This is a genomic window from Streptomyces sp. NPDC060049 (assembly GCF_042736715.1).
In the GTDB taxonomy this organism is placed as follows: domain Bacteria; phylum Actinomycetota; class Actinomycetes; order Streptomycetales; family Streptomycetaceae; genus Streptomyces.
On sequence record NZ_JBHWVV010000006.1, the window covers coordinates 237,347 to 256,205 of the forward strand.

At 71.1% G+C, this 18,859-nt stretch carries 13 protein-coding genes; 9 read left to right on the forward strand and 4 right to left on the reverse strand.

What is annotated here, in order from left to right; genetic code table 11:
* Nucleotides 1-20: 20 nt before the first annotated feature.
* Nucleotides 21-1,244, reverse strand: a complete 1,224-nt coding sequence (locus tag ACFWBY_RS13610) for a PQQ-dependent sugar dehydrogenase (protein WP_385329531.1) — start codon at nucleotides 1,242-1,244, stop codon at nucleotides 21-23.
* A 117-nt stretch (nucleotides 1,245-1,361) separates the two neighbouring features.
* Nucleotides 1,362-2,369, reverse strand: a complete 1,008-nt coding sequence (locus ACFWBY_RS13615; RefSeq protein ID WP_385329528.1) for an aldo/keto reductase — start codon at nucleotides 2,367-2,369, stop codon at nucleotides 1,362-1,364.
* 80 nt (nucleotides 2,370-2,449) lie between these two features.
* On the opposite strand from ACFWBY_RS13615, the gene ACFWBY_RS13620 reads away from it, so the two are divergent.
* The 6 genes from ACFWBY_RS13620 to serA all read left to right on the forward strand — a co-directional run bounded on the left by ACFWBY_RS13620 (nucleotide 2,450) and on the right by serA (nucleotide 12,237).
* On the forward strand, nucleotides 2,450-3,397 hold the full coding sequence (locus tag ACFWBY_RS13620) for a 2-hydroxyacid dehydrogenase (protein WP_385329525.1): 948 nt from the start codon (nucleotides 2,450-2,452) through the stop codon (nucleotides 3,395-3,397).
* Nucleotides 3,398-3,670: 273 nt separating this feature from the next.
* Nucleotides 3,671-6,559: a putative bifunctional diguanylate cyclase/phosphodiesterase gene (locus ACFWBY_RS13625; RefSeq protein ID WP_385329522.1), complete on the forward strand. Its 2,889-nt coding sequence runs from the start codon at nucleotides 3,671-3,673 to the stop codon at nucleotides 6,557-6,559.
* A 215-nt stretch (nucleotides 6,560-6,774) separates the two neighbouring features.
* On the forward strand, nucleotides 6,775-8,661 hold the full coding sequence (locus tag ACFWBY_RS13630) for an acetolactate synthase large subunit (RefSeq protein WP_385329520.1): 1,887 nt from the start codon (nucleotides 6,775-6,777) through the stop codon (nucleotides 8,659-8,661).
* A 32-nt stretch (nucleotides 8,662-8,693) separates the two neighbouring features.
* A complete protein-coding gene (ilvN, locus tag ACFWBY_RS13635) occupies nucleotides 8,694-9,218 on the forward strand; it encodes an acetolactate synthase small subunit (RefSeq protein WP_053677671.1) in 525 nt (174 codons plus the stop codon).
* A 127-nt stretch (nucleotides 9,219-9,345) separates the two neighbouring features.
* A complete protein-coding gene (ilvC, locus tag ACFWBY_RS13640) occupies nucleotides 9,346-10,347 on the forward strand; it encodes a ketol-acid reductoisomerase (protein ID WP_385329517.1) in 1,002 nt (333 codons plus the stop codon).
* A 300-nt stretch (nucleotides 10,348-10,647) separates the two neighbouring features.
* Nucleotides 10,648-12,237 carry a phosphoglycerate dehydrogenase gene (gene serA / locus ACFWBY_RS13645; RefSeq protein WP_385329514.1) on the forward strand — a complete coding sequence of 530 codons (1,590 nt, stop codon included), beginning with the start codon at nucleotides 10,648-10,650 and terminating at the stop codon, nucleotides 12,235-12,237.
* Nucleotides 12,238-12,353: 116 nt separating this feature from the next.
* On the opposite strand, the gene ACFWBY_RS13650 is transcribed toward serA, so the two are convergent.
* Nucleotides 12,354-13,898 carry an MFS transporter gene (locus tag ACFWBY_RS13650; protein ID WP_385329511.1) on the reverse strand — a complete coding sequence of 515 codons (1,545 nt, stop codon included), beginning with the start codon at nucleotides 13,896-13,898 and terminating at the stop codon, nucleotides 12,354-12,356.
* 103 nt (nucleotides 13,899-14,001) lie between these two features.
* Here ACFWBY_RS13650 and ACFWBY_RS13655 point away from each other — a divergent pair, with 103 nt between their 5' ends.
* Complete coding sequence (locus ACFWBY_RS13655; RefSeq protein ID WP_385329508.1) at nucleotides 14,002-14,613, forward strand: TetR/AcrR family transcriptional regulator; 612 nt, start codon at nucleotides 14,002-14,004, stop codon at nucleotides 14,611-14,613.
* A gap of 53 nt (nucleotides 14,614-14,666) precedes the next feature.
* On the opposite strand, the gene ACFWBY_RS13660 is transcribed toward ACFWBY_RS13655, so the two are convergent.
* Nucleotides 14,667-16,055 carry a helix-turn-helix domain-containing protein gene (locus tag ACFWBY_RS13660; protein WP_385329505.1) on the reverse strand — a complete coding sequence of 463 codons (1,389 nt, stop codon included), beginning with the start codon at nucleotides 16,053-16,055 and terminating at the stop codon, nucleotides 14,667-14,669.
* Nucleotides 16,056-16,257: 202 nt separating this feature from the next.
* Between ACFWBY_RS13660 and ACFWBY_RS13665 the strand changes: the two genes are divergently transcribed.
* Together ACFWBY_RS13665 and pruA are read left to right on the forward strand one after the other, a co-directional pair.
* Entirely contained in the window at nucleotides 16,258-17,184 is a 927-nt protein-coding gene (locus ACFWBY_RS13665; protein WP_385329503.1) for a proline dehydrogenase family protein, read from the forward strand.
* Between the two features lie 33 nt (nucleotides 17,185-17,217).
* Nucleotides 17,218-18,849: an L-glutamate gamma-semialdehyde dehydrogenase gene (gene pruA, locus ACFWBY_RS13670; protein ID WP_385329501.1), complete on the forward strand. Its 1,632-nt coding sequence runs from the start codon at nucleotides 17,218-17,220 to the stop codon at nucleotides 18,847-18,849.
* Nucleotides 18,850-18,859 lie beyond the last annotated feature (10 nt).

Genomic DNA, 18,859 nt, shown 5'->3' on the forward strand with positions numbered 1-18,859 from the left:
CGCCTGTCGCAGCCCGCCGGTCATCGCACCGTAAGTGTCAGGATCCTGTCGTCGCCCGATTCCGGCGACCCGCGCCCGTCCGTCTCGCTCGTGACCAGCAGCAACTTGTCCGCGCCGAGGGAAACCACGGTCCGCAGGCGACCGTACTCACCCTCCAGGAAGGCCTCGGGCTCCGCCACCGGATGTGCCCCGGCCAGCGGAATCCGCCAGAGCCGCTGCCCCTTCAGGCCGGCCATCCATATCGAGCCCTGCGCCCAGGCGATCCCACTCGGCGACGCCTCGTCCGTCTTCCACACCGCCACCGGATCGCGCAGCCCCGGCTTTCCGGCCTTCCCCTCCGCCTGCGGCCAGCCGTAGTTCCCCCCGGGCTCGATCAGATTCAGCTCGTCCCACGTGTTCTGGCCGAACTCGGCGGCCCACAGCCGCTTGTCCTCGTCCCAGGCGAGCCCCTGCACATTGCGGTGCCCGTAGGAGTAGACGACCGAATCGCCCTCCGGATTGCCGTGCACCGGCCGCCCGTCCGGGGTCATCCGCAGGATCTTGCCGCCCAGCGACTTCTTGTCCTGGGCGAGCCCCGTGTCCCCGCTCTCGCCCGTCCCGGCATAGAGCATCTTGTCCGGGCCGAAGGCGATCCGCCCGCCGTTGTGGATCGTCCCCTTGGGGATTCCCCGCAACACCGTGTCGGGCGCGCCCAGTTGATCTCCGGTTGGCCGCTTGTCGTCATAGCGGAGCCGTGCGATGCGGTTGTCGGACTCGGTCGTGAAATACGCGTAGACCATGCGGTCCGAGGCGAAGGAGGGAGACAGCGCCAGGCCCAGCAGCCCGCCCTCACCGCCCGGAGCCACCCCGGGCACCTCGCCGATCCGGGTTGCCGTGCCCGTGGCCGCATCGACCCGGCTGATCGTCCCCTTGTCCCGCGAGGCGACCAGCAGGTCCCCGTCGGGCAGCGGCGCCACGCCCCACGGGGACTCCAGGTCCTTGGCGGCCTCGCCCGTCACCGTCACCCCGCCCCGGGCCGGCGGGACGGACACCGAGGGGGAGGCGGACGGCCCGCCGGAGGCACCCTGCGTCGACGCGGTGGAGGCGGTGCCCGGTGAGGACCCTCCCGGCTGCGCCCCGGCCCCGCCCGGTGGCGAGCACCCCGCCGCCAGCAGCGTCCCGCATCCGGCCAGGGCGCAGACCGCCAGCACTCCGCGCTTCCCGGCACGCGGGCCGACGTACCCCTGAATCCGTCCGTATCGCATCGCCTTGCTCCCCTCAGGTCCTCCGGTCGTCCCTCTCACATGACTCAACAGCCGCAACGGTTCCCGAAGTTCCACCACTCGTACACTCGATCGAGTGGTTGCGGAGACGGCCACGGCCTAGTCCCAGGCTCCCACCGGAGCCGGCAGATCCGACAGCTCCACCAGGTCGTCGGCGGTCAGCAGCACCTCCGCGGCCCGCGCGTTCTCCGCCGCCCAGCGCGCCTGCCCGGCACCCGGCACCGGAACCACCTGCGGACCCTGCGCCAGCACCCACGCCAGCGCCGCCTGGGCCGCCGTGACCTCCGGTCCGTGCCGCCGCGCCACCCGCCGCAGCGCAGCCACCAGCACCTGGTTCGCCGCCATCGCGTACGCCGTGAACAGCGGATGCCGGGCCCGCACGTCCTGCGGCTCGAAGCCCTCGCCCGGAGTCAGCGTCCCGGTCAGGAAACCGCTCCCCAGCGGCATCGCCGCCAAGAACCCCACCCCGCGCGCCGCGCACCACGGCAGCAGGTGCCGCGCCGCCCGCGGCGACCACACCGACAGCTCCGCCTGCACCGCGCTCACGGGGAACACCTGCTGCGCCCGCTCCAGGTGCCCTACGGTCGCCTCGTACGTCCGGTCCCCGCGGCGTCCCGCACCCGGTCCGGCCCCCGCGCCCAGCGCGCAGAAGCCGAGCGCCCGCACCTTCCCGGCGCCCACCAGCTCCGCCATCGCGCCCCACGTCTCCTCCAACGGCACCTCCGGGTCCACCCGGTGCAGCTGGTACAGGTCTATGACGTCGGTGCGCAGCCGCCGCAGCGAGGCGTCGCAGGCCCGCCGCACGTACCCGGGACGGCCGTCCGCCACCACGTGCCGCCCGTCCCCCCGCAGCCCCACCTTCGCGGAGACGAAGGCGTCCGGCCGGCGCTCCCGCAGCACCCGCCCGAGCAGCAGCTCATTGGTGTACGGACCGTACAGATCGGCGGTGTCCAGCAGGTTCGCGCCCAGGTCCAGGGCCGTGTGCACCGTGCGCAGCGATTCCTCGCGCCGCCTGCGCGAGGGCGCGTACGCCCCGCTCATGGGCATGCACCCGAGTCCGACGGCACCCACCGCCAGCGCTCCCGCCCCGATCGACCTGCGCTCCACCCGTGCGTCCCCCTTGGTCCTCCCGGTCCGGCACACAAACTAACGGCTCGATCCGGATCACCTGGCATAGCCTCCCGATCATGACCGTAGAGATTCCCGACGTATGGCTGCCCTTCCCCGCCGAGGAGATCGAGGGCCTGCCCGATTCCTTCCGCTACCGCCGATGGGACGGCGAGGAGGACTTCCCGGCCGATCCGGCCGCCTGTGTCTTCTACGTCACGCCCTACATGAAGTCCCAGGCCGTCACCCTGCGCCCGCTGGCCGCGATGCCCCGCCTCCAGGTCGTGCAGACCCTGACCGCGGGCATAGACCACGTCCTGGGCGGCCTCGGCGACCTCGGCCCCGGTGTACGGCTGTGCAACGCCCGCGGGGTCCACGAGGCGAGCACCGCCGAACTGGCGCTCGCCCTGACCCTGGCCTCCCTGCGCGGGATCCCCGGCATGGTGCGCGGCCAGGACCGCGAGGAGTGGCGTTCCGGGTTCTACGACGCCCTCGCGGACAAGTCCGTACTGATCATCGGCTACGGGGCGATCGGCGCCGCCATCGAGGACCGGCTCGCGCCCTTCGAGTGCGAGCGGATCACCCGGGTCGCGCGGACGGCGCGCACCACGGCGCGCGGGCCGGTGCACGCCCTCGCCGAACTGCCCCGACTGCTGCCCCCGGCCGACGTGGTGATCCTCTCCACGCCGCTCACCGAAGGGACGCGGGGACTGGCGGACGCCGAGTTCCTCGGCCGCATGAAGGACGGGGCGCTGCTCGTGAACGTGGCCCGCGGCCCCGTGGTCGACACCGAGTCGCTGCTGGCGGAAGTGGAGTCGGGCCGGCTGCGCGCCGCGCTGGACGTCACCGACCCGGAACCGCTGCCCGCCGGCCATCGGCTCTGGCATGCTCCGGGTGTCCTGATCACGCCCCATGTAGGCGGCAGCAGCTCGGCGTTCGAGCCGCGGGCCAAGCGCCTGGTGGCCCGTCAGCTCAGACGGTTCGCCACCGGATCGCCCGTGGAGAACACGGTGTTGATCACGGAGTGATCCTTGGTGCGCACGCTCCGCAGTCGCACGGATGCGCTCAGTGGACCCAACTCTCCACATGGTGACGGAGAGTAGAGATGCTATGTCCCTGAGTGACGAAAGTGGTGTATCGTCCGGAAGAAGGGGCTGCGGCGCGTTGGTCTGGCGCTGGGGAGTGATCGGACACTTTGGGGGGCGACGGGCGATGTACGGCCAATGGGCGAAAGATCCGGTGCGGCGAAGCCGCCGCAAACGACGATGGGTTACGCCGAAACCAGCCAGCGAGGGGGACCGGTGAGCGCCCCGGGGGCGGCGCTCCTGACCCGACAGCCACTCGCGGGCGAGGGCGGGGGCGGCAAGAGCCTGGCGATGCAGCTCCTCCTCGCGGTGGTCAGCAGCGGTTACGCCGTGGGCGCCGCCCTCGGGTGGGGCTCGGAGGACCTCGCCGAGATCATGGGCGACTTCGGGCTCAGCGCCGCAGGCCTGCTGGCCGCCGTCTCCTGCTTCACCTACGCGCGGGCCATCGACAGCCGTGAGCGCCCGGCCTGGCTGCTCTTCGCGTTCTCCTCGCTCATGGGCTGCTGCGGCAACGCAGTCTGGGGCTGGTACGAGGTGGTCCTCGGCGAGAGCGTGCCGAAGCCCTCCATCGCCGACTTCGCCTTCCTCTGCTTCGCGCCGCCCGCCATCGTGGGCCTGCTGGTCCTCGCCAAGCGCCCGGTGACCAGAGCCGGTTGGGTCTGCCTCGGGCTCGACTCCTGGCTCATCGGCGGCTCCCTGCTCACGCTCTCCTGGAGCCTGGCCCTCGCGCACGCGGCGCGCACCGCCCAGTCGGGCGCCCCCGGGAGCGTCCCGCGCGCGGCGCTCTCGCTGGCCTACCCGCTCCTGGACATCGCGCTCGTCTCGATGGTCCTGGTGCTGCACTTCCGGCGCTCCGAGAGCAACCGCTCCGCCGTCAACACCGCCATCGCGGCGCTCGCCCTGACCGTTCTCAGCGACGCGCTGTTCACCTCGCCGCTGCTCAGCGCCGAGTACCAGTCGGGCCAGCTCCTCGACGCCGGCTGGTTCGCGGGCTCGCTCCTCCTCGCGTACGCGCCGTGGGGCGCCCGCCGCATGTACCCGGGCCCCGGGCCCGGTCCCGCCGCCCACGCCGAGCGGCCGCACAGCCGCCCCATCACCGGCTCCCTGCCCGCCCTGACCCCGTACCTCGCGGCCGCCGTCTGCACGCTGGGGATCCTCTACAACGTGGTGGACGGCCGGAAGGTCGACCGGGTCGTCGTCTTCACCGGATGCACGGTCGTGCTCGCCCTCGTGATCCGCCAGGGCATCATGCTCCTCGACAACATCGCGCTGACCCAGGAACTGGCACAGAAGGAGAACCACTTCCGCTCCCTGGTCCAGGGCTCCAGCGACGTCATCATGATCGCCGCCCCCACCGGCACGCTGCGCTACGTCAGCCCCGCCGCCGCCGGGGTCTACGGCCGCGAGGCGGAGGAACTGGTCGGCACCGAGCTGGCCACCCTGATCCACCCCGACGACCTGGGCCGCGTCGTCCACGAGGTGCGCCGCTTCCTGGCCGCGCCGCCCACCGAGGAGCCGACCACCCGCATCGAGTGCCGGTTCGAGTCCGGCGGCGGGGAATGGCTCAATGTGGAGTCCACCGTCAACCGCCACCAGGGCGGGCTCATCCTCAACAGCCGCGACGTCACGGAGCGGGTCCGCCTCCAGGCGCAGCTCCAGCACAGCGCCGAGCACGACCCGCTCACCGACCTCCCCAACCGGGCCCTGTTCACCCGCCGGGTCCGCCAGGCCTTGAACGGCCGGCGGACCGGGGACCACAGCACCGCCGTGCTCTTCATCGACCTCGACGGGTTCAAGGCCGTCAACGACACCATCGGCCACCAGGCGGGCGACGAGCTGCTCATCGAGGCCGCCCGCCGTCTCCAGGACTCGGTCCGGGCCGGGGACACCGCGGCCCGCCTCGGCGGCGACGAGTTCGCCGCCCTGATCATGGGCGACGGAGGCCGCGACCGCAGCGCCCGCGAGTACCAGGTCCACGAGATCGCCGACCGGCTGCGCACCACGCTCTCCCAGCCCTACCGGATCGCGGGCAGCGAGGTCCGGGTGGCCGCCAGCATCGGCGTGGCCTTCGCCGAGCCGGGCATCACCCCTTCGGACCTGATGCGCAACGCGGATCTCGCGATGTACCGGGCCAAGGCGGGCGGCAAGGACCGGGTCGAGATGTACGCGCCGCAGATGCAGGCCGAAGTCGTCCGCAAGGCGGAGCTGGCGGGGCGGCTGCGCACCGCGCTGCACGAGGGCGAGTTCGCGCTGCTGCACCAGCCGGTCGTCTCCCTGGCCACCGGTGAGATCTCGGCCGTCGCGGCGCAGGCCCGGTGGCGCTCCGCCCAGGGGATCCTCTTCACGCCGGCCGAGTTCCTGAGGGTCGCCGAGTACAGCGACGGCGGGCACCCCCCGGCCGTCCCGGACGCCTCGCGCACCGCCGAGCTGGGGCGCTGGCTGCTGGAGGAAGCCGTGGGGCAGGCCGCCGAGCGGCACCGCGCCGGGCACGCCGTACCGGTAGCCGTACGGATGACCGCGCAGCGGCTGCTGGACCGGTCGATGCCACTGGCTTCGGTGGAGGCCCTGCTGACGCGCAACGGGCTGCCGTCGGGGGCTCTCGTCCTGGAGCTCGCCGTCTCCGACCCCAGGGTGCCCTTCGACGACCTGGAGCGGCGTCTGGCGGCGCTGCACCGGCTCGGGGTCCTGATCGCCCTGGACGGCTTCGGCAGCGGCTACGCGGCCATCAGCGCGCTGCGGCGGCTCCCCGTGGACATGCTCAAGCTCGACCGAGGCCTGGTCGAGGGCGTCGTGGAGTCCCCCCGACTCCACAAGATCACCGCAGGCCTGTTGCGGATCGCAAACGACCTCGGCATGGAGTCGGCGGCGGAGGGGGTGGACCTCCCCGAGCAGGTCCTGGCGCTGCGCGCGATGGGCTGTACGCACGGACAGGGAATGGCCTTCTCCGGCCCTCTCGACGAGTACAGGCTGCGGCGCGCGCTCGTGCGGGGTACGTTCCCTGTACCGGGCGGCGCGGCCCAACCCGCATTGGCCGGTGGTTCCCCAGGGGGCACGATGGCCATTCACAGAGGCTCACATAATGAGACGCCCGTCCCACCCGCTTGACATCACCCTCCCGCCGGAGGGAGGGTCAATGCCATGCGCACCCGAATTCTCGTACTTGGAAAGCGCGTCGGCTGAAGCTGGGACCTGCATGTCCCCGCTCAACGCACCCGACGCGCTCCCCTCGCTTGCCTCCCGGCACGAGGGGTTTTTTGTTGCACTGGCAACGTCGAATCTCGTAAAACCCTCCTCGTAAAACCCTCAGCTTCGAGAAGAGAATGCCGATGACCGAGCAGGCCACCGGGGCCCACCATCCGCAGCCGCGGGCCCGTACCGGCGGACACCAGTCCGCCGCAGTTGAGCACGTCACGGGTGCGCAGTCCCTCATCCGCTCTCTCGAAGAGGTGGGGTGCGACACCGTCTTCGGCATCCCGGGCGGCGCCATCCTCCCCGCGTACGACCCGATGATGGACTCCAAGAAGGTCCGTCACATCCTGGTCCGCCACGAGCAGGGGGCCGGCCACGCCGCCACCGGCTACGCGCAGGCCACGGGCAAGGTCGGCGTCTGCATGGCGACGTCCGGCCCGGGCGCCACCAACCTGGTCACCCCGATCGCCGACGCGCACATGGACTCCGTCCCGCTGGTCGCGATCACCGGGCAGGTCTCCTCCAAGGCGATCGGCACCGACGCCTTCCAGGAGGCGGACATCGTCGGCATCACGATGCCGATCACCAAGCACAACTTCCTGGTGACCAGGGCCGAGGACATCCCGCGGACGATCGCCGAGGCCTTCCACATCGCCTCGACCGGCCGCCCCGGCCCGGTCCTGGTCGACATCGCCAAGGACGCCCTGCAGGCGAAGACCACCTTCTCGTGGCCGCCCACCCAGGACCTCCCGGGCTACCGTCCGGTCACCAAGCCGCACGCCAAGCAGATCCGCGAGGCCGCGAAGCTGATCTGCCAGGCCAAGCGCCCGGTCCTGTACGTCGGCGGCGGCGTCATGAAGTCCGGCGCGACCGCCGAGCTGAAGGTGCTCGCCGAGCTGACCGGCGTCCCGGTCACCACCACGCTGATGGCGCTCGGCTCCTTCCCCGACAGCCACCCGCTGCACGTGGGCATGCCCGGCATGCACGGCGCGGTCACGGCCGTCACCGCCCTGCAGAAGTCGGACCTGCTGATCGCTCTCGGCACCCGCTTCGACGACCGGGTCACCGGCAAGCTGGACAGCTTCGCGCCCCTCGCCAAGATCATCCACGCGGACATCGACCCGGCCGAGATCGGCAAGAACCGCGCCGTCGACGTCCCGATCGTGGGTGACGCCCGCGAGGTCATCGCCGACCTCATCCAGGCGGTCCAGGCCGAGCACACCGAGGGCAACGCCGGAGACTACAGCGCTTGGTGGAAGGACCTCAGCCGCTGGCGCGACACGTACCCGCTGGGCTACGAGAAGCCCTCGGAGGAGATGCTCTCGCCCCAGCAGGTCATCCAGCGCATCGGCCAGATGGCGCCCGAGCACACCATCTACGCGGCCGGTGTCGGCCAGCACCAGATGTGGGCCTCGCACTTCGTCAACTACGAAGAGCCCCGCACCTGGCTGAACTCCGGCGGCGCCGGAACCATGGGCTACGCGGTCCCGGCCGCGATGGGCGCCAAGGTCGGCATGCCGGACCGCACGGTCTGGGCGATCGACGGCGACGGCTGCTTCCAGATGACCAATCAGGAACTGGTCACCTGCGCGCTGAACAACATCCCGATCAAGGTCGCGATCATCAACAACGGTGCGCTGGGCATGGTCCGCCAGTGGCAGACCCTCTTCTACAACCAGCGCTACTCGAACACCGTGCTCCACGCGGACGAGACGGGCATGGACACCGTCGGCTCCCAGCTGGGCGAGTCCACCGCCCCCCGCAAGGGCACCCGCGTCCCGGACTTCGTCAAGCTGTCCGAGGCCATGGGCTGTGTGGCACTGCGCTGCGAGGACCCGGCGGACCTGGACCGGGTCATCGCCGAGGCCAACGCGATCAACGACCGTACGGTGGTCGTCGACTTCATCGTCCACGAGGACGCCATGGTGTGGCCGATGGTCGCCGCCGGAACCTCGAACGACGAGGTCATGGCCGCTCGGGGCGTCCGTCCCGACTTCGGCGACAACGAAGACGACTGAGCCGAGAGAGCCTGAGAGAGAGAACGACTCACATGTCCAAGCACACGCTCTCCGTCCTGGTCGAGAACACGCCCGGCATCCTCGCCCGGATCGCCGCGCTGTTCTCCCGACGAGGGTTCAACATCGACTCCCTCGCGGTCGGTGTCACCGAGCACCCCGACATCTCGCGCATCACCATCGTCGTGAACGTCGAGGACCTCCCGCTGGAGCAGGTGACCAAGCAGCTCAACAAGCTGGTCAACGTGCTCAAGATCGTCGAGCTGGAGCAGCACAACGCCATCGAGCGCGAGCTCGTTCTGGTGAAGGTCCGCGCAGACAACGAGACCCGCTCGCAGATCGTCGAGATCGTCCAGCTGTTCCGCGCCAAGACGGTCGACGTCTCTCCGGAGGCCGTCACCATCGAGGCCACCGGCGGCACCGACAAGCTGGGCGCGATGCTCAAGATGCTGGAGCCCTTCGGCATCAAGGAGCTCGTCCAGTCCGGGACGATCGCCATAGGGCGCGGCGGCCGGTCCATCACGGACCGCAGCCTGCGCGCGCTCGACCGCAGCGCCTGAGCCGGCGGGGCCGGACACCGGCCCCGCCGCTCCCCGTTCGCTCGCTCGTATGGCGAGACCGAGAACCACGTATTCCGTTCCCCGCCGTACGGTGGGAGCAACACCCGCGCACCAAGGAGATATCCCAGTGGCCGAGCTGTTCTACGAGAACGACGCCGACCTGTCCATCATCCAGGGCCGCAAGGTCGCGGTCATCGGTTACGGCAGCCAGGGCCACGCCCACGCGCTGTCGCTCCGTGACTCCGGCGTCGACGTCGTCGTCGGCCTGAAGGAGGGCTCCAAGTCCAAGGCCAAGGCCGAGGAGCAGGGTCTGAAGGTCCTCCCCGTCGCCGAGGCGGCGGCCTGGGCGAACGTCATCATGATCCTGACCCCGGACCCGCTCCAGGCCGAGATCTACGCGGAGTCCATCGAGCAGCACCTGGAAGAGGGCGACGCGCTCTTCTTCGGCCACGGCTTCAACGTCCGCTACGGCTTCATCACGCCCCCGGCGAACGTGGACGTCGCGCTGGTCGCCCCGAAGGGCCCGGGCCACCTGGTCCGCCGTCAGTACGAGGAAGGCCGCGGCGTGCCCTGCATCGCCGCCGTCGAGCAGGACTTCACCGGCTCCGCCTTCGCGCTCGCGCTCTCCTACGCGGCCGGCATCGGCGGCACGCGCGCCGGCGTCATCAAGACCACCTTCACCGAGGAGACCGAGACCGACCTGTTCGGTGAGCAGGCCGTCCTCTGTGGTGGCGCCTCCGCCCTGGTCAAGGCCGGTTTCGAGACCCTGACCGAGGCCGGCTACCAGCCGGAGATCGCGTACTTCGAGTGCCTGCACGAGCTGAAGCTCATCGTGGACCTCATGTACGAGGGCGGCCTGGAGAAGATGCGCTGGTCGGTCTCCGAGACCGCCGAGTGGGGCGACTACATCACCGGCCCCCGCATCATCACGGACGCCACGAAGGCCGAGATGAAGAAGGTCCTCGCGGAAATCCAGAACGGCGAGTTCGCCAACACCTGGATGGCCGAATACAAGGCGGGCCTGCCGAAGTACAACGAGTACAAGAAGGCCGACGAGGCGCACCTGCTCGAGACCACCGGCAAGAAGCTGCGCAAGCTGATGAGCTGGGTCGACAACGACGAGAGCTGATCCCGTGCGCGACGGGGCCGGGACGGTGCGTCCCGGCCCCGCCGCACAGAGGGGCGGCCACGAGGGCCGGCACGCGGGCGGGCACGCGCTCCGCGGGCCTCGAAACAGCCCGCTTGTCCACCCCGGCCAATCACGGACGGGTGATCCTTCCGTTCAGGCGGAATTCCGAACCGGATCCGCCACTACACTGCTCAACACAACGCGTCAGGCCCACAGTGTCGTGCGTCTTCCACGCGGCTACCCCCTCCACCGCCTGCGGCCGTCGGGACGGCCGTCCGCACTGGACTTGTGAGGACCCACGTGAGCTCGAAACCTGTCGTACTCATCGCCGAAGAGCTGTCGCCTGCCACCGTCGAGGCGCTCGGCCCGGACTTCGAGATCCGGCACTGCAACGGCGCCGACCGCGCCGAGCTGCTCCCCGCGATCGTCGACGTCGACGCGATCCTGGTCCGCTCCGCGACCAAGGTCGACGCCGAGGCCATCGCCGCGGCCAAGAAGCTGAGGGTCGTCGCGCGCGCCGGTGTCGGTCTGGACAACGTCGACGTCTCCGCCGCCACCAAGGCCGGCGTGATGGTCGTCAACGCACCGACCTCGAACATCGTGACGGCGGCCGAACTGGCCTGTGGTCTGCTCGTCGCCACCGCGCGCAACATTCCGCAGGCCAACACCGCCCTGAAGAACGGCGAGTGGAAGCGGAACAAGTACACGGGTGTCGAGCTCAGCGAGAAGACCCTGGGTGTCGTCGGCCTCGGCCGCATCGGTGTCCTGGTCGCCCAGCGCATGTCGGCCTTCGGCATGAAGATCGTCGCGTACGACCCCTACGTACAGCCCGCGCGCGCCGCCCAGATGGGCGTCAAGATGCTCACGCTGGACGAGCTCCTCGAGGTCGCCGACTTCATCACCGTGCACCTGCCCAAGACCCCCGAGACCCTCGGTCTCATCGGCAACGAGGCCCTGCACAAGGTGAAGCCGTCCGTCCGCATCGTCAACGCCGCCCGCGGCGGGATCGTGGACGAGGCCGCGCTGTACTCGGCCATCAAGGAGGGCCGCGTCGCAGGCGCCGGCCTCGACGTGTACGCCAAGGAGCCCTGCACGGACTCCCCGCTCTTCGAGCTCGACCAGGTCGTCTGCACGCCGCACCTCGGCGCGTCCACGGACGAGGCCCAGGAGAAGGCCGGCGTCTCGGTCGCCAAGTCGGTGCGCCTCGCGCTCGCCGGCGAGCTCGTGCCCGACGCGGTCAACGTCCAGGGCGGCGTCATCGCCGAGGACGTCCGTCCGGGCCTGCCGCTCGCCGAGAAGCTCGGCCGCATCTTCACCGCCCTCGCGGGCGAGGTCGCCGTCCGCCTCGACGTCGAGGTCTGCGGCGAGATCACCCAGCACGACGTCAAGGTGCTGGAGCTCTCCGCGCTCAAGGGCGTCTTCGAGGACGTCGTCGACGAGACGGTCTCCTACGTCAACGCCCCGCTCTTCGCGCAGGAACGCGGCGTCGAGGTCCGCCTGACCACCTCGTCGGAGTCCCCGGACCACCGCAACGTGGTGACCGTCCGCGGCACGCTGTCGGACGGCTCGGAGGTCTCGGTCTCCGGCACGCTCGTGGGTCCGAAGCACCTTCAGAAGATCGTGGGCGTCGGCGAGTACGACGTCGACCTGGCGCTCGCCGACCACATGGTCGTCCTGCGCTACGCAGACCGCCCGGGCGTGGTCGGCACCGTCGGCCGCATCCTCGGCGAGGCCGGCCTGAACATCGCGGGCATGCAGGTCGCCCGCGCCGAGGAGGGCGGCGAGGCGCTCGTCGTCCTCACCGTCGACGCGAAGGTCCCGGTGAACGTCCTCGCGGACATCTCCACCGAGATCGGCGCCGTCTCGGCCCGCACGGTCAGCCTCGGCTGACCCTCCGTCAACGGACGCACGCAGACGCACGGAAGGGCCCGGGGGCGACCCCGGGCCCTTCCGCGTGCCACGCTCTTCCCCGCTCCGCCGCGCCCGTTCGGGCCCGGCGGACGTCCTTACGCCGCTCGGTGCGCGAGGGCTTCGCCGGCCCCGGCCCGCTCCGGCGGGTTCGTAGCCTGGGCGCTGCGCCCCCGGAGCAGGGCCGCGGCGAGCACCGCCGCCGCGAGCAGCAGGACCGTACCGCCCCAGGCCGCGTACTGCATCCCGTGGACGAAGGCCTCCCGGGCCGGCGTCAGGACCTGCCCGCCCGCTTCGGCGCCGAGCTCCCGGGAGGCGGCCACGGCCCCGCCCAGGGTCTCCCGTACGGCCGGGTCGGAGCCGGACAGGTCGGAGCGGTAGACGGCGGTGCCGAGGCTGCCCAGTAGGGCCATCCCGAGGGCCCCGCCGAACTCCTGGCCCGTCTCCAGCAGGGAGGCGGCCGAGCCGGCCTTCTCGGCGGGAGCGGCGCCGAGCGCCATGTCGGAGACCAGGGACATCACGGTGACGATGCCGGAGGCGAGGACGCCGGCGCCGGTCAGCAGCAGCCAGAGGGAGTCGGTGTCGACGAGGCCGACCAGGGCGAAGCCGGCGGCGGCGAGGACGAAGCCGCCGGCGATGACGTAGGCCCGGTCGGTCTTGCGGGCCAGGACGGCGCCGACCGGGGCGGCGGCGCCGATGACGACCGACGGGGCGAGGCTCCAGAGGGCGGCTTCCAGCGTGCCCATGCCGAGCACCGACTGGAGGTACTGGGTGGTGAAGTACGCCGAGCCCATCATGGCGAAGGCGGCGATGGTGTTCAGACCGATGCCGGCGCCGAAGGCGCGGCCCTGGAAGAGGGCCCGGGAGACCATGGCGTCGTCCCGGGTGCGCTGGCGGCGGACGAAGGCGTATCCGAAGGCCAGCCCGACGGCGAGGCAGCCGGCGTAGAGCGGGGTGACGCCCTCGGCGGCGATCTCCTTGAGGCCGTAGACCACGGGCAGTACGGCGGCCATGGACAGCGGCACGCTCAGCAGGTCGAAGCGGCCCGGGGCCGGGTCCTTGAACTCCGGGACCAGCACGGGGACCAGGACGAGCAGCAGCAGCATCGCGGGCACGTTGATCAGGAAGACGGAGCCCCAGTGGAAATGGTTCAGCATGACGCCGCTCAGTACCGAGCCGAGGGCGATTCCGCCGGTCATGGCGCCGGACCAGATGGCGATGGCCTTGCCGCGCTGCCCGTCGTCCTGGAAGAGGTTGCGGACGAGGGCCAGGGTGGAGGGCATCAGGGTGGCGCCGCCGATGCCCAGCAGCACGCGGGCCGCGATGAGCATCTCGGCGCTGGTGGCGTAGCCGGCGCCGATCGAGGCGAGGCCGAAGGCGGTCGCGCCGATCAGCAGCAGCTTGCGGCGGCCGATCCGGTCGCCGAGCGAGCCCATCGTGACCAGCAGGCCGGCGAGGGCGAAGGCGTAGCTGTCGAAGATCCAGAGCTGCTGCGTGGCGCTCGGGTCCAGCTGCTCGCTGATGGCCGGTATGGCGAAGTAGAGGACGGAGACGTCCATCGAGACCAGGAGCAGGGGGAGCAGGAGAACGGTGAAGGCGGTCCATTCCCGGCGACCGGCGAGACGTGCTGCGGGGTTCGTCATGAGCAGCAATGTACAAGCGTCATAAACGCCCGTCTAGTACGAATGTATAGGACGATTGTGTGGAACGGTTGTCTTGGATGGGCGCCGTGGCTACCTTGGGGACATGGGACATCGCGAAGACCTGCTGGAAGGCGCCAAGAAGTGCGTGGTCGAGAAGGGTTTCGTGCGCACGACGGCGCGCGACATCGTCAAGGCCTCGGGTGCGAACCTGGCCTCGATCGGCTACCACTACGGCTCCAAGGACGCACTCCTGACGGAGGCGTTCATCGCCGTCGTCCAGGAGTGGGGTGACCAGTTCACGGCCGGGGTGAAGGGGGAGGGCGGCTCGCTGGAGCGCTTCCGCTCGGTATGGGACGGCGTGCACTCCGGGCACGAGGAATCCGGCCCGATCTGGGCGGCCAGCATGGAGATCGCGCTGACCCGGGACGGGCTGCCGGAACTGCGGGCCCTGCTCGCCGCCTCGCAAGGGGAGGGGCGCAAGGGGCTGGTCTCGATGTTCACCGGCGTGCCCGAGGACGATCTGACGGAGGATGACCTGAGGACCAGCGGCGCCTTCTACCAGGCCCTGCTGAACGGCTTCATGCTCCAGTGGCTCTTCGATCCCGCGTCGGCCGCGACGCCGGCGGAGCTGACCGAGGGGATGCGGCGGGCGGTGGAGGCGGCGGCGAAGGTACCGGTCGACGCGGTGGCGGCGGAGCCGACGGCGACGCCCTAGGGCCGGCTCTTGCGGCTCTTCCGGCTCTTGCCCGGGTCCGGCCCGCCGCCCGGTCAGTCGTGCAGGCGGGCCGCCTTCAGGGACATGTGGAGGAGCAGGCGGTCCTCGCCCTCGTCCAGGTCGAGGCCGGTCAGCTCCTCCACCCGGGCGAGGCGGTAGTACAGGGTCTGGCGGTGGATGCCCAGTGCGGCCGCCGCCCGCCCGGCCTGGCCGGCGCAGTCGAGGAACACCTCGGCGGTACGGGCCAGTTCGGGGTGGGAGGGGCCGAGCAGGGCCCGGGTCGCCGGGTCGTCGAGCGCTTCCTCGGCGACGGCCGCCAACATCCGGTACGGCCCGATCGCGGACCACTGCGCGACCGGCCCGAACCGCGGCCCGGCGGCCGCGGCGGCACGGGCGGCGGAAGCGGCCTGCCGCCATGCCGCGGGCAGCCCGGCGAGGGCCCGGACCGGATCGGACACCCCGGCGGTCATCCCGTGGAAGTGTCCGCCACCGCTGTGCGAGCCGCCGGCCCCGGCGAAGCCGGCGGGGGGCACGGCGCCCTTGGACAAGCCCCCGGAGGGCGAGCCTGCCTTGGCGGTCCCGCCGGGGGTCGGCGCCGGGCGGCCCGCCCGTGTACCCGGGGTGGCGGCGGGCGTCCCGGCCGCCTCGTGCGCGCCGGGGCCCGGGCCGGACGCGCGGGGCATCAGCCGGGAGACGGCCGTCAGGGCCGGAGCCAGCGGGTCCGTACCCCGCAGGCGGATCAGGACCGCCAGGGACCGGCGTCCCGGGCCGGCCGGGCCGTCCTCGCCCTGCGGACCGGCGCCGGTTTCCCCCTCTCCGGCCCCCCGCCCGGGGACGACGCACACCGCCGCCGCCCCGGGGACCGAGGCCGGCGCCTCACCGGGCCACGGGCTCACGCAGACGGCCGCGTGCGGTCCGTCGGCTCCCGGACCGAGGGCCACCCGTAGCGCCGCCACCGCCATGTCCTGCTGCCAGCCCCGTCCGGCGGTGAGCACCGCGCGGAACTCCCGCGACAGGCCGGCGCCCGCCCTGGCCTCCTCCGCGAGGAGCAGCCCGATCCGCTCGGCCACGTCCATGGCCGCGGCCAGCGCCTGCGCGTCCGGGCCGGGGTCCTGGTCGAGCAGCCACACGTAGCCCTGGACGATTCCGCGGTAGCGCACGGGCAGGCAGATCCGGCCCCGGAAGACGCCGGCGTCCGGAGCCGCGGGGATCCGTACGGGGCCGGTGGCGCGGGCGATGCCGAAGCCCTCGAACCAGGACCGTACGGCCGCCGTGGACTGGCGGGTCAGGATCGAGCGGGTCCGTACCGGGTCCATCGCGAGGTCGTCGTCGCTGTCGTGCGCGCCGAAGGCGATGAGGCGGAAGTCGCGGTTCTCCAGCGTCGCCGGAGCACCGAGCAGCGCCGAGATCTCGTCCACCAGGTCCTGGTAATCGCCCTTCACCCGCACATTCTCCCACCCCCGCACCCGCTCTTCAGACAGATGTATGAGATCGGGGCCACGGATGCGTGACAGCTGTCGATGGCAGAGGATCGTGGAGATCCCTAGGTTTCACGGTGGTTTCACTTGCATTTTCCCTATGGCCCATGTCGTCCCGACAAGGGCTGTATGTCTGCTCCTGTCAGCCACCCGTTGGAGGTACCCCGTGCTGGGTCCCGCGATCCTCGCCGCCTCGCGCAGCGACAAGATGCGCCGAATCGTCTCTGCCGCCCCGGTGACCAAGCCCGTGGTGAACCGGTTCATCCCCGGTGAGACGGTCGACCAGGTCATCCCGATCGTCGAGGACCTCACCGGCAAGGGGCTCGAGGTGACCCTCGACGTCGTCGGCGAGGACATCACCACCGTCGAGCAGTCCCACGCCGCTCGCGACGCCTACCTGCAGCTCATCGAGCAGCTGGCGCACCTGGGCCACGGCGAGGCCGTCGAGATGTCCGTGAAGCTGTCGATGTTCGGACAGGCGCTGGAAGGCGGCCACGAGCTCGCCCTCGCCAACGTCCGCCCCGTCGTCGAGGCCGCCGCCGCCATCGGTACGACCGTCACCCTGGACGCCGAGGACCACACCACCCTCGACTCGATGTTCGCCATCCACGAGGAGCTGCGCCGGGACTTCCCGCAGACCGGCTGCGTGATCCAGGCCTACCTCTTCCGTACCGAGGCCGACGCCCGGCGGCTGGCCGACGCCGGCAGCCGCGTACGCATCGTGAAGGGCGCCTACAAGGAGCCCGCCGAGGTCGCCTACCAGGACAAGGGCGAGATCGACCTGAGCTACGTCCGCATCATGCGGATCCTGATGGAGGGCGACGGCTACCCGATGATCGGGTCCCACGACCCGCGTCTGATCGCCATCGCCCAGGAGCTCGCCCGCAAGGCGGGCCGCAAGCTCGACGAGTACGAGTTCCAGATGCTGTACGGCATCCGCGGCGAGGAGCACCTGCGGCTGGCCGCCGAGGGGCACCGGATGCGCGTCTACACGGCGTACGGCACCGACTGGTACGGCTACTTCATGCGGCGCCTCGCGGAGAAGCCGGCCAACCTCCTCTTCTTCCTCCGCTCGATGATCACCAAGAACTAGGCCCTCCCACTAGCTCAAGGAGTTACCAGCCCCATGGACGCTGTGACCCAGGTTCCCGCGCCGGTCAACGAGCCGGTCCACTCGTACGCCCCCGGCACCCCGGAGCGCGCGCGTCTCGAGATCCAGCTGAAGCAGCTGTCCGAGAACCCGATCGAACTCCCGATGACCATCAACGGCGTCAAGCGGATGGGCGGCGGCGAGCGCTTCGACGTCGTGCAGCCGCACGACCACAAGTCCGTCATCGGTACGTACGCGAACGCCACCGGGACCGACGCCCAGGAGGCCGTCGACGCGGCCCTGGCCGCCGCCCCGGCCTGGCGCTCGATGTCGTTCGACGACCGCGCCGCGATCATCCTGCGCGCCGCCGAGCTGCTCGCCGGCCCGTGGCGCGAGAAGCTGGCCGCCTCCACGATGCTGGGCCAGTCGAAGACCGCGCAGCAGGCCGAGATCGACTGCCCGTGCGAGCTCGTCGACTTCTGGCGCTTCAACGTCCACTTCGCCCGCCAGATCCTCGCCGAGCAGCCCGGCGCGAACTCGGCCGGCGTGTGGAACCGCAGCGACCACCGTCCCCTCGAGGGCTTCGTCTACGCGATCACACCGTTCAACTTCACGGCCATCGCGGGCAACCTGCCGACCGCCCCCGCCCTGATGGGCAACGTGGTCGTGTGGAAGCCGTCCCCGACGCAGACCCACTCCGCGGTCCTCCTCATGGAGCTCCTGGAGGAGGCCGGCATGCCGAAGGGCGTCATCAACCTGGTGACCGGCGACGGCATCGCGGTCTCCGAAGTAGCCCTGAACCACCCCGAGCTGGCGGGCATCCACTTCACCGGCTCGACCAAGACCTTCCAGTACCTGTGGAAGACGGTCGGCAACAACATCGAGAAGTACAAGTCCTACCCGCGCCTGGTCGGCGAGACCGGTGGCAAGGACTTCGTCGTCGCGCACCCGTCCGCGGACCGCGCCGTCCTGAAGACCGCCCTGACCCGCGGCTCCTTCGAGTACCAGGGCCAGAAGTGCTCGGCGTCCTCGCGCGCCTACGTCCCGGCCTCGATCTGGAACGACGGCTTCAAGGAGGCCTTCGCGGCCGAGGTCGACGGCATCACCATGGGTGACGTCCGCGACCTGACCAACTTCATCGGCGCCGTCATCGACGAGCGGTCCTTCGCCAAGAACAAGGCCGCCATCGACCGGGCCATCGCCGATCCCACCTGCGAGATCGTCGCGGGCGGCACGTACGACGACTCGGAGGGCTACTTCGTCCGCCCGACCGTCATCGCGTGCACGGACCCGGAGAACGAGGTCTTCACGACCGAGTACTTCGGCCCGATCCTCGCCGTCCACGTCTACGAGGACGCCGACTTCGACGCGATGCTGGCCCAGATGGAGTCCGTCTCGGCGTACGCCCTGACCGGCTCGATCATCGCGGGGGACCGCTACGCGGCCGCCGACGCGATGGAGAAGCTCCGCTTCGCCGCGGGCAACTTCTACATCAACGACAAGTCGACCGGCGCCGTCGTCGGCCAGCAGCCCTTCGGCGGCGGCCGCGCCTCGGGTACGAACGACAAGGCGGGCGCGGCGACGAACCTGCAGCGCTGGACCTCGACCCGCTCCATCAAGGAGACCCTGGTCGCGCCGACGGACTACCCGTACCCCCACATGGGCTGACCCGGCCCCG